This is a genomic window from Sphingomonas sp. (assembly GCF_042095875.1).
Lineage (GTDB): Bacteria > Pseudomonadota > Alphaproteobacteria > Sphingomonadales > Sphingomonadaceae > Sphingomonas.
The window spans coordinates 1-7,048 of record NZ_JBELMJ010000077.1 but is presented as its reverse complement, the minus strand read 5'-3'; the positions used below and the strand labels follow the sequence as shown (position 1 = coordinate 7,048).

Sequence of the window (7,048 nt, the reverse complement as noted above, 5' to 3'; positions counted from 1 at the left end):
GACGCTGCTGATCGAGAATATGAACCCGCTATCCGTCATGACTCACCCAGGCGTTGCGGGCGGGAGTCAGGCGAGAGCGCGCCAGGCAGGAACGGATCGCAGAGGCGTGGCGCCACGGACCGTCGCGTCGAGCGCGATCCACCGGAGGAACCCCCGTCCGAGGAACGTTATGGCGTCGATCGGCAGGTCTCCTGGCTCACGGGTCGCTGCGGTGGCTCCGGCCTTCCCGGGCCCCTTGCGGGAGCCCAGTGACACGATGTGGAGCCGCCGCTCGCCGCTTACAGTTGCGGGGGCAGCGCCGGACTCTGTCCGTAAGGGACACCACCGGCTTCCCGTCTTAGCCCCATCGCCATGCCTGGGATGGGGAACCTCGACATCGCCACCCAACATCATTGGGCACGCGCTGTCAACATGGACATAAAGATATCTTTATATCGTGATGACCGAGCTAGTGACGATCACAGGCCGAAGCGCAGCGTCGCGCGCAGGTCGCGCCCGGCGAGCGGGGCGAAGTCCTTGAGGAAGCTTGCGTGGCGGCGCGCGACCACGTCGAACAGGTTGTTGGCGCTCAGCAGCAGCGTCGTGTTGTTGTCGCGACCGAACGGCCGCAACGAGACGCTGGCGTTGACCAGCGTGTAATCGTCGGTCGGCGTCTCGGACGCGGCGATGCGATCCTGCTCGAACACGTGTTCGACCTGCGCGCGTGCGGTGAAGCGCTCGCTCTGCGCCTCCACGCCGCCAAGAATGCGCAGCGGCGGGATGCGCGGCACGGGACCGCCATTCGTGACGCTCGCGTGCACGTAATCGGCGACACCGTCGACGTTGATCGAGGTGGCGCCAATGTTGAACAGCCGCGCGGAGGCGTCGAGCTCGAAACCGTACAGCCGCGCGTCGCGCTGCTGATACTGGAAGCACGGCAGTTCCACCTCACGGCCCGACGGGTCGGCGGCGGCCTGGCACACGTCGGTTCCGACGCGGTTCTCGTAGATGAAGTTGGTGAACCAATTGTAGTAAGCCGACGCGTCGACGCTGAAGCGGCTGTCGTGCGCGTGCACCGTCGCCTCCAGCCCCCAGCTCTTCTCGCGGCGGAAGTCTGGGTTGCCGAGTTCGTACGCCTGCGTGCCGGCGTGGTCGCCGTTGGCGAACAGTTCCTCGGCGGAAGGGGCGCGCTCGGTGCGCGACCCGTTCAGGCCGACGCGGATGCCGTCGACCGGCGCGAACGACGCGCCGAGCGAGCCCGACAGCGTGTCGAAGGTCCGACTTCCGCCAAAGAAGCGCAGGTCGTCCGCCACCGTCTTCGCGCGCTGATCGGTGTGCTCGTAGCGGAGCCCGCCCTCGGCCTTGAAGAGCCCCAGATCGACCTGCTGGAGCGTGAACACGCCGACCTGGTCGGTCTCGTTGCGCGGCAGGAATGCTTCCTCGCCGACGACGTCGAACTGGCGGTTGAAATACTGGACGCCGCTCGCGCCGCGCCAGCCGCCGCGGTCCGCCTGCGCCAGTTCCACACGACCCTCAAGCCCGTTGGAGCGGAACGTGGTCGCGATGTCGCCGTTCTCCTCGACCTCGAAATGGCGGTACTTGGCCTGCCCCGCGCGCAGGCGGATGCGGTCGAAGATCTCGCCGCCCGTTTCCACCTCCGCGCGCAGGTCGACGCGGTCCTGCTTGATGTCGAGGCGCGGCGCTTCCTGCTCCTGCCCGATCTGCGTCGCGTAGCGGACCGGCACGCCGTAGAAGCTGTCGTAGTGGCTGTACGAAACGCCGAGATGGCCGGTGTCGGTGATGATCGACGCACCCGCCGCGGCGGTCCAGGTCTCGGACGCGGTGTTGGGGATGCGCCCGCGCAGCGCCGCGTTGCGGGCGAAGTCGATCGGCTCGCCCGGGTTGCCGTCCTCGTCCGGCTCGGGGTTCTGCGGCAGACCTGCCTGCGACAGCGACGCGGCGCGCGCGTCGCGCGACAGCACGAAGCCGCCGACCTCCAGGTCGTCACTCTTCAGGTAGGAGCCGTCGGCGTGCAGCACGAGGCGCCCGAGCGCGACGTCGGCGGCGGCGCTGCCCGACCGCTCGTTTGCCGCCGAGCCGTAATTGGCGAACGCGTTGATGCGGTAGCCCCGCTCGGGGATCGTGCGCGGGATGCGCGTGTCGATGACGTTGACCACGCCGCCGATCGCCGACGAACCGAACAGCAAGGCGGTGGGGCCGCGCAGCACCTCGATCCGCTCCGCGGTCAGCGGATTGATGACGACCGCGTGATCGACGGAGGTGTTCGACACGTCAATCGAGCCGATGCCGTCCTGCAACACGCGGACGCGGTCGCCCTGAAGGCCGCGCAGCACCGGGCGCGACGCCGACGGGCCGAACGAGGTCGCCGACACGCCGGGCTGCCGTGCCAGCGTTTCGCCGATCGTCGGGCGCAGTTCGCGGGTCAGCTCCTCGCCAGTGACGATCGACGTGCCTTGCAGGATGTCGGCCTCGCTCTGCCGGAACGGCGCCGTGACGATGATGTCGCCGCGCTTCGGGTCCGCAGTCGGCGCGGACTGACCCGGACCGGTCGTCTGCGCGAGGACCGGCGAGGCGGAAACGAGCGCGAGCAGACTTGCTCCGAGGGAAAAGCGCACCATCATGTCAGCTCCTTGAACCTTTGCCGCGTCACTATGGGCGGCTCAGTTCGACGGCAAGTGACATGTTGTAACATCTAAAAATTGTTGCACGGCGTTGCTGCGAAGCCACGTTTCTCGTTCACCGACCGCACGGGGTCACGCCATTCGCGCGGCCGCACGCCGCCGCAGCCAGTGCAGCACACCCGTCACGAACAGCAGCGTCGGCACGAGGCCGAGCAGGACGGCGAGCACGCGCGTTGCGGTGCCGCCCACCGTGCCGTCGTGCAGCGTGCGTATCCAGCTCGTGACGCGCGTACCGGTTCCGGCGCGACGCACGTCGTGGACCGCGAGCACGCGGCCGGACCCTTGATCGACGAAGACGTAGCTGCCGGGAAAGCGCGTGTGCGGATCGCCGGGCACTTGTAGCCGCACCCGGATCGGCGTCGCGCGCTCGGACGGCGCGTCGACGAAGACGATCCGCCCGTCGGGCACGACGCGCCGTGCCGTGGCGAGCGCCCGCGCGATGCTGATGCGCTGGATGCCATCACCGCGCGAGGTCGGCGCGGGGATCGGCGCGGGCCGCAGCAGCGTCTGCGCAACCGGGGGCAAAGCGAGCAGCACGCCCGTCGCCACCAGCACGAACAGCAGCGCCATGCTCCACAGGCCGAACAGCTTGTGCAGGTCGCGCAGTCGGCGGGTCGGCACCGCATCACGCTTGAACGCGAGCGCTTTCCGCCAGCTGCCGCGCGGCCACCACGCGACCACCCCAGTGACGAGCAGCGCCAGCATCGCCACGCCCGACCAGCCGACGACCTGACCGCCGAGGTCGCCGGCGAGCAGCGCCATGTGGAGCTGGTAGAGCCAGCTCATCAGGTAACCGCCCCACGGCTCGGCCCGGACGATCCGCGTGCCGTCGCTCGAGAACCAGACCATCATGCGATCGGTATGATGGCCGTGGCCGGACGCCGGATAGTAGCGCGCGGGGATGGGGCCGCCCGCGCCCGTCACCTCCAGCGTCCATTTGTCGCCCGGATGGTGCCAGCGGGCACGCCCCGTCGCCAGCGCGCGGTCCCATATTGGCGAGGTCAGCGAGGGCGGCGGGTCGCCCGGCCGCGCCTCGACCACCGGGTGAAGCGCGGCGTCAATGCCGGTGTAGAACACCAGCGCCGACCCGGTGAGCCCCAGCACCGAGAACAGCAGCCCCAGGCTCATCCCCAGCCACAGGTGGACGCGGCGCACGAGGATGCGCGCGCGCAACGTCGCCGATCGCGAATGGCCGGCCATCGTCAGAACCGCGTCGCCAGCGCGACCTCGAACGATCGCGGCGCGCCGATATAGACGTTGGTGGTCGGGTAGCCGGAATATTCGCCGTAGAAGGCATCGGTCAGGTTGCGGCCGCGCAAGGTCAGGGTCGCTTGCGGTGCGACCGGCACCGACACGCTGGCATCCAGCACATTATGGCCGGCGACCCGGATGGTGTTGGCCGTGTCGGTGTAGAAGGCGCTGGCGTGGCGCAGGAACCCGCCCAGCGTCACCGTGTCGGCGACCGTGTACAGCGCCGAGGCGTTGAGCGTGGTGGAGGGGACGTTGATCGGGCGGTTGCCGCTACGATCGATCCGCGCGCCTGCCACCACCTCGGACAGTTCATCGTACTGCGCGTCGGTGTAGGACACCCCGCCCGACAGCCGCAGCGCCTTCATCGGCGAGACGACCGCTGACAGCTCAACGCCCTGCGAGGACTGGCGCCCGCCCTGCACGGTCAGCGCCGGGTTGTTCGGATCGCGCGTCAGGATGTCGCGCTGCTCGATCCGGTAGGCCGCGCCGGTGACGCTCGCCCGCCCGCCCCAGGCGCTCGCCTTGAACCCGGTTTCGTAGGCGCGACCCTTCGTCAGGCGAAAGCGGCTGTTGGCGATCGAGGCGAGCAGGATCGAGGACACCGGCGATACCGCCGTCGTGTACTGCGCGTAGAGCGTCAGGCCGCCGGCCGCTCCGCTGCCGATCACGTCCCAGGTCGTGCCCGCGCGCCACGAGACGGGATCGAAGCTCGGGCTGTTGCGGCCGACCGCGCCGCTCGCGTTCTGGATCGTCGCGCGGTCGAGCGCGATATGATCCCAGCGCACCCCGCCGACCAGCAGCCACCTGGGCGTCAGGTTCATTGCATCCTCCGCGAAGACGGCGGTCTGCTTCAGTTGCGAATCGAAGGTGACGTTGGTGGTGGTGAAGATCGCCGTGCCGGTCGGCAGCGGCACGACTGCCGGCTCCCGCACGTCGACGGCGGGCAGCGCCGACGCCGGCGCCTGTTGGCGCAGGCTGGTGAAGTCGGTGTCGTTGTGCTCGAACCCCAGGCTGAAGCGGTTGCGCAGCCCCGCGATCGACTGGTCGTTGCCGATCACACCGCGCGCGTTCCAGAACCGGTGGTCGTGGCGGAAGTCCTGGTAGCTCTGGCGGAAGCTGCCGCCCGGAAAGCCGGCACTGGGCGCGACGAAGGTCTGGCTGTCCGCCAGCAGGAACTGGCGATCGGCGGTATAGCCGGTCAGGTCGAGCGCGACCGTCCATCCGCCGCCCGGCGCCCAATCGAGCCGTGAGCGCACCGTCGTCTCGTCGGCGCCAGAATAGGCGCCTAGCGGATTGTAGTTGCGCCGCCGCAAGGCACGATCGGCGACCAGACCGTTCGCCGTCGTCACCGCATCGCTCGGGCGCAGCGCGTATTGGCCGGGGATCAGCGGCAGCCCCTGGTAGGTGGCGTCGTAGCGGTCCTCGTAGTGATCGACCGCGACGAGCAGTGACAGGCGATCGCTCGGCCTCCACAGCGCGCTCGCGGTCAGCCCGGTCGAGAAGGTGTCGTTGTTGTCGACGTCGTAGAGGCTGTCCGACCGCTGGTAACTGGCGTCGGCGCGGACCGCGATCGTGGACGATACGGGCAGGTTGACCCCACCGGCTGCGAACACCGTGTCGAAGCTTCCGACCGAGAGCAGCGCGTCGAGGTGGCGTTCGCCCAGGACCGGCTTGCGCGTCACCTTGTTGATGACGCCCGCGAGCGCGCCCTCGCCGTGGAGGACCGACGCCGGGCCCTTCAGCACCTCGATCCGGTCGTAGTGCCAGTTGTTGCTGTCGCGCTGTACGACGGTCGAGGTCGAGATCCGCACGCCGTCCTGAAGCATCGACACGGTGTTGCCGGCGAACCCGCGCAAGGAGACGACCGCCGGGTTGCCCGGCACGTTGCCCGCGACCGCGCCCACCACGTCGTTGAACGTCTCGCGCGCGGTGCGCAGTCCGCGGACCTGGAGATCGGCTTGGGTCAGCACCTCGACGCTCGCCGGTGTTTCGCGGATCGACAGCCCGAGGCGGCTGCCCGCCTGTGCCTGCTGGTCCAGGTTCAACTGGTCGCGCTGCCCGATGACAACGACCGTCGCGTCGGTGCGATCGTCGGTGGCATCGCGGTTCTGCGCCGCGACCGGGACGGCCAGCAGCAGGCAGGGCGCGGCCGCCCCCGCCAAGAGGTGTATCCGAAGCATGATGATACCTTTGACCGGCCCGGCACTCAGGCGCGCGGACCGCAGTTCACGGGCGCGCCGGGTTCGCCGACGCGGGTTCACGGGTCAGAGGTAAGCCGGTGGTCCCCGCAGGGGTGGCCGCAGATACGCCGAACGCGAGGGTGCAGGCGGCACGGTCGCCGACAGGCCGAGCGCCAGGACGAACGCGATCAGCGCGGCGAGCTGGATCGGATCGGTCGCGCCGAGCATCGCGGCTGACAGGCCGGAGAAGGCGCACGGCAGCTCCGCCTTGTGCTCCTTCGACTTGCCGTGATCGGTCCCGTGTCCGGCAGTGCTGCCGTGCATCGCCGGCATCGCCACCATCGTCGTGGCCGGTCCCGCGTCCCCGCACAGGGTTATACGGCCCGACGTACCGTCGATCATGTACCCGGTCGGCACCAGCAACTTCATGAGCAACGCGCCGACGCAGATCAGCCCGGCGAGGTGGCGTTGCGCGAGAAGAAGCCGAAAGGCCTGCACCGCGCCCCACTATCCGCCTCGGCGGCGGGTGTCACTCGACATCGCTGCTCGACAGACCGATGGGTGCGGATGCCGTCGCGCACACTAGGGCTCGCGCACGGATGTTGAGACGATGCGCTTCCGGTGCATCGAAACGACGGTCAGGCGAGAGTCTGCCACATAGGCATATTCGGCCCCGCGATCATGCGCAGCCGTGGGCCGATCGATCGCGGTCAAGTCGAAGACGACCGAAGGCCTGCCCTCGGCGCTGCGGGGTTGCAGAGGCGTTGATCAGAAGCGAAGCATGCTGCTGGCTGACCGGCGCGTATCGCCAACTTCAATGGTTGAGCGGCACGCCAGAGGCGCTATAAGCGCCCGCTCTGCTGGGGCGTCGCCAAGCGGTAAGGCACCGGTTTTTGGTACCGGCATTCGTAGGTTCGAATCCTGCCGCCCCAGCCA

The 7,048-nt window shown here is 69.0% G+C and carries 4 protein-coding genes, 1 tRNA gene and 1 riboswitch; of the genes, 1 reads left to right on the top strand and 4 read right to left on the bottom strand.

Going from position 1 to position 7,048, the window contains the following annotated elements; all coding sequences use genetic code 11:
- Positions 1-163: 163 nt before the first annotated feature.
- Positions 164-388: riboswitch (cobalamin riboswitch) on the bottom strand.
- Between the two features lie 70 nt (positions 389-458).
- The 4 genes from ACFDS6_RS16205 to ACFDS6_RS16190 form a co-directional block, all read right to left on the bottom strand.
- A complete protein-coding gene (locus ACFDS6_RS16205) occupies positions 459-2,621 on the bottom strand; it encodes a TonB-dependent receptor (protein WP_375273139.1) in 2,163 nt (720 codons plus the stop codon).
- A gap of 132 nt (positions 2,622-2,753) precedes the next feature.
- Positions 2,754-3,881 carry a PepSY-associated TM helix domain-containing protein gene (locus ACFDS6_RS16200; RefSeq protein WP_375273138.1) on the bottom strand — a complete coding sequence of 376 codons (1,128 nt, stop codon included), beginning with the start codon at positions 3,879-3,881 and terminating at the stop codon, positions 2,754-2,756.
- Positions 3,882-3,883: 2 nt separating this feature from the next.
- Positions 3,884-6,112 carry a TonB-dependent receptor gene (locus ACFDS6_RS16195; RefSeq protein WP_375273137.1) on the bottom strand — a complete coding sequence of 743 codons (2,229 nt, stop codon included), beginning with the start codon at positions 6,110-6,112 and terminating at the stop codon, positions 3,884-3,886.
- Positions 6,113-6,196: 84 nt separating this feature from the next.
- The gene (locus ACFDS6_RS16190; RefSeq protein WP_375273136.1) at positions 6,197-6,610 is read right to left on the bottom strand and encodes a hypothetical protein; all 414 of its coding nucleotides are present in this window, start codon (positions 6,608-6,610) and stop codon (positions 6,197-6,199) included.
- 363 nt (positions 6,611-6,973) lie between these two features.
- On the opposite strand from ACFDS6_RS16190, the gene ACFDS6_RS16185 reads away from it, so the two are divergent.
- Positions 6,974-7,048 (top strand) — tRNA-Gln (locus ACFDS6_RS16185).